We start from the raw sequence: 4,000 nt of genomic DNA, 5'->3' as shown, positions 1-4,000 counted from the left end.
CCGCCGAAGGCCCACCGCCCCCGGAATCCCACCAAGCGCAGGCATCAACCACAAACAACCCACCACGCTGTCACAAACAGCTTGATACATACCGAAACTTCCAGCGGCACGGCACCGTTCCAGCGAACCCGGAGTGGGATTACGCCGCGATAGCTCCGTAGCTCGGCTCGCGCTTCTTGATCCAGCCCACCACCAGCACCGTGATGGGCACGAAGATGAACTCCACGGCGGTCTTGTAGACGAAGCCCACCAGGACGTAGTTGACGAACGAGCCAGCATCCGAGATGCCGATCACCGAGGCCGCGATGCTGCAGAAGATCAGGGTGTCCACGAATTCGCCCACCACCGAGGACCCCATGAGCCGGGCCCACAGGGTCTTTTCACCGGTGCGTTCCTTCATCTTCACGAGGATCCACGAGTTGATGGTCTGGCCGGCCAGGAAGGCGAGCAGGGAGGCCAGGACGATCTGCGGAACCGGCCCGAGCGCCCCTTCGATGGCAGCTTGCTTGGCCGTGCCGTACTCATCGTTGAAGCCGGGCAGGATGATGATCACCCAGTAGCAGAGAGATGCGAACACACTCAGCGCAAAGGACGTGATGATGGCTTTGCGGGCAACCTTGAACCCGTACACCTCACTCATGACGTCGCCCAGGATGTAGGCCAGCGGGAACAGGAAGAACCCGCCATCGGTGATGATCGGGCCGAGCACCACACCCTTTGACGCGCCGATGTTGGACAGGATCAGCACCACGGCCATGACCGCCAGCATGATGCCGAAGTAGGGGGAACCGATAGAGGCAAAGCGGGGAGCTGGTTTGCTCAACGTGCTGGAGCCTGAGGGCGAGGGCATGGATCATCCGTTCGTAGTGGTTCGCGCAGGCGCCGGTTTCCGGGCCGCCCCGCTGTATTAGCACTGTGTGGTGGGGCATCCGGCCCGGCACCAGCTACATTCTCCCACTTGGCCCGACCCTCTCTCACCACACCACCCCTTCCCCCCCGATCCTCTCTCACCAAACCACCCCTCCCCACCGATCCTCTCTCACCAAACCACCCCTCCCCACCGATCCTCTCTCACCGACAGTTTTGAACACGTTCATAAACAGTGCCATACTCATTCTTGAACACGTTCAAAACCCAGTGAGGGACATCCCATGGCAGCCAAGAGTGAGCAGACCAGACAACTCGTCGCCAGCGTCGCCCTGAAAATGTTCCGCGAGGTCGGCTTCGAGAAGACCACAATGCGCGCCATCGCCCAGGAGGCGGGCGTGTCCGTCGGCAACGCCTACTACTACTTCTCCTCCAAGGATGAGCTGGTCCAGGAGCTCTACATCCAAGTCCAGGACGAGCACACCATCGCGGCCGCGAAAACCCTCGAAGGCGTCCAGGATCTGGCCGGACGACTCAAGGCAGTGCTGCACAGCGGCATCGACGTCATGGCGCCGTACCACCAGTTCGGTTCCGATTTCATCGCGACGGCGATCCGGCCGACGTCGCCCGTCAATCCGTTCGGCGAGGCGTCCACCGCCGCCCGGGACGCTTCGCTCGCGATCTTCCGCTCCGCCGTCGACGGTTCCTCACCCGCCGTCGCGAAAAAGCTGCGCGCCGACCTGCCCGAACTGTTGTGGCTCGCCTACATGGGGATCGCCCTGTTCTGGGTTTACGACACATCCGACGGCCAGCGCCGCACGCGAAAGCTGATCGACGGCGCGGCGCCCCTGTTGGCCCGCGGGCTGTCGCTCGCGAAGATTCCGGGAGTCAGCAAAGTGTTCGACGACGCCCTCGGCCTGGTCCGCAATCTCAGGGAGGACTCATGACACGTACGGTGGTGCTCGCTGGGGCTTCGGGGTTCATCGGGCGGTACTTTCGGGATCGGTTCACCGCCGAGGGATGGCAGGTTCGAACCATTGGTCGCGACGCTTCGGGTGACGCGCAATGGAACGACGACGGCGGCATCGCCCGGGCGCTGAACGGCGCCGAACTTCTGGTGAACCTCGCCGGACGGAGCGTGAGCTGCCGCTACAACGAGCGGAACCGCCGGGAGATCCTCGATTCGCGGGTCTTGACGACGCGGTCATTGGGGGTTGCGTTGTCCCGTTGCGACGAACCACCGCGAACGTGGATCAACGCGGGCACAGGAACCATCTACCGGCACGCGGAGGACGGTCCACAAACGGAGGACTCAGGCGAACTCGGTAGTGGATTCTCAGTCTCGGTGGCCCGGGCCTGGGAGGACGAACTGGCCGCGGCTGTTTTGCCGGCGACGCGGAAGGTGCCGCTCCGGATCGCAATTGTGCTGGGCGGGGACGGTGGAGTGATGGGTCCTTTCCGGAACCTCGCCCGCGTTGGTTTGGGCGGACACATGGGTCCGGGCACCCAAAGGTTCAGTTGGATCCATGTGGAGGACTTGTTCCGGGCCGTCTTGTTCATCCACCACCGGCCCGGGCTTTCTGGACCTGTCAACGCCGCGTCGCCGTATTCGGTGGACAACCGCGAGCTGATGTCGTTGGTTCGACGAAGCCTCGGAGTACGGTTCGGTCTTCCGATGCCGAAGTGGTTGTTGGAGCTGGGCGCGGTGATGATCCGCACTGAGACTGAGCTCGTCCTGAAGAGCCGCTGGGTGGAGCCCCGCAGGTTACTTGACGCAGGGTTCGCCTTTGAACACCCGTCCCTGGCGGGCGCCCTCAACGAGATTGCGGCGGGAAAGCCATGAACGACTGGGAAGACGACGAGATGGCCTTGGCCGAGCCGCAGTCCTCACAGTACGACCCTCGGGACCGCGTGATTTTGACCGGCAAGAGTCTCGCTGTGGGTGTCCTGGTTGCCTATGTGGTCTTCAGTTCACTGCTGACCATGCAGGCTCCGGGTTGGGCATTGATCTTCTTTATCTACGCGGCCATCCCCGCAGCATTCATCGGCACCTCGGTAGGGGCCGTCCTGGGATTGGCACTTCGTCGCGTTGGCAATCAGTGGTTTCACGTTGCCGTGTTCTTCGCAGCCGGCGCCTTGATCTGCGTACCCTTCGGCGGCTTCTCAAGCTGGGGCGCAACTCTTTTCAGCCTATCCATTGCTTTGGCCGCGGGGGTGGGCCGGTTATCGGTGTGGAATCTCGTCAAACTCAACCCCGAACGCTCTCTCACCGAATAACCCCATCCCCCCAATCCTCTCTCACCGAATGGCCACTTCCCCCAAGCCCTCTCTCACCGACTGGCCCTTTCCCCCAAGCCCTCTCTCACCGAATGGCCCTTTCCCCCAAGCCCTCTCTCACCGAATGGCCCTTTCCCCCAAGCCGTCTCTCACCGTGCTTCATCGACGCCTATCCGTCTGCTCGCGGAATTTGCCAACATAACGCGGCACTGCCCGCATGTACTCGGCGTAAGCGGGACCGAACTCCTCAAGGAGCACCTTTTCCTCCCACAAAGCCCCGAGGTGTTCCACGAGGATCCCCGCAGGTAACGTCGCTAGAGCCCAGGAAGAACCTCGGAAAATGGCCACGCCCGCATGGATCAGCCACCATCCCAAGTACATTGGATGCCGGCTCGCTGCGTAAGGACCACTGGTCACCAACTCCTCGGGACGTCCTAAAACGAAGTTGCCCTTTGTGTGGCGACGACGTTCTGCGACGGCCCACGCAGTAACTCCCACACCTGCGGCAACCACGATCACCCCGGCAATCCTGCGCATGCCCCGCATGGGTGCGACGCGGGCCGGATAGAGCCGACCGAGCACGACATCCAGCACCAACCCGACCACCTGTCCAGGTGGCAACGGGACACTGGCTGCCTCCCGTTTCAGGACGAGTGCTGCCCTTCGAACGATGGTCATGGCATGAACCATATTCCTGGCTTTCCAGGAAAGCCATGGCGAGTGCCCGAAGCGAGAGAGCGTCCGCCCACACCGGCCAAACAGTGAGAGTGTCCCTATGTTTTTCGTCAAGCGGTTTTGGGTGTTTGGGCTTGGTAGAGGGTGCCGTCGCGGAGCATGGCGTAGAGGGTGTCGCAGC

Annotated in this window: 5 protein-coding genes; 3 read left to right on the top strand and 2 right to left on the bottom strand. The window is 62.4% G+C overall.

All coding sequences use genetic code 11. From position 1 onward, the window contains the following. Window positions 1-139 precede the first annotated feature (139 nt). Complete coding sequence (locus ACIPV6_RS23575; protein ID WP_400273221.1) at window positions 140-850, bottom strand: queuosine precursor transporter; 711 nt, start codon at window positions 848-850, stop codon at window positions 140-142. Between the two features lie 301 nt (window positions 851-1,151). Here ACIPV6_RS23575 and ACIPV6_RS23570 point away from each other — a divergent pair, with 301 nt between their 5' ends. Genes ACIPV6_RS23570 through ACIPV6_RS23560 form a run of 3 tightly spaced genes read left to right on the top strand, consistent with a single transcriptional unit; the run spans window position 1,152 to window position 3,144 of the window. Next, on the top strand, window positions 1,152-1,814 hold the full coding sequence (locus ACIPV6_RS23570) for a TetR/AcrR family transcriptional regulator (RefSeq protein WP_400273220.1): 663 nt from the start codon (window positions 1,152-1,154) through the stop codon (window positions 1,812-1,814). Next, window positions 1,811-2,710: a TIGR01777 family oxidoreductase gene (locus tag ACIPV6_RS23565; protein WP_400273219.1), complete on the top strand. Its 900-nt coding sequence runs from the start codon at window positions 1,811-1,813 to the stop codon at window positions 2,708-2,710. Before ACIPV6_RS23570 ends, ACIPV6_RS23565 begins: the two co-directional genes overlap by 4 nt. Further along, window positions 2,707-3,144: a hypothetical protein gene (locus tag ACIPV6_RS23560; protein ID WP_400273218.1), complete on the top strand. Its 438-nt coding sequence runs from the start codon at window positions 2,707-2,709 to the stop codon at window positions 3,142-3,144. Before ACIPV6_RS23565 ends, ACIPV6_RS23560 begins: the two co-directional genes overlap by 4 nt. A gap of 159 nt (window positions 3,145-3,303) precedes the next feature. On the opposite strand, the gene ACIPV6_RS23555 is transcribed toward ACIPV6_RS23560, so the two are convergent. Beyond that, on the bottom strand, window positions 3,304-3,822 hold the full coding sequence (locus tag ACIPV6_RS23555; protein ID WP_400273217.1) for a methyltransferase family protein: 519 nt from the start codon (window positions 3,820-3,822) through the stop codon (window positions 3,304-3,306). Between the last annotated feature and the right edge of the window lie 178 nt (window positions 3,823-4,000).

The sequence above is a fragment of the Paenarthrobacter sp. NPDC089988 genome (genome assembly GCF_044748465.1).
Classification (GTDB): domain Bacteria; phylum Actinomycetota; class Actinomycetes; order Actinomycetales; family Micrococcaceae; genus Arthrobacter.
The sequence above is the reverse complement of the archived record's forward strand: the minus strand, read 5'-3'. Positions and strand labels throughout refer to the sequence as shown.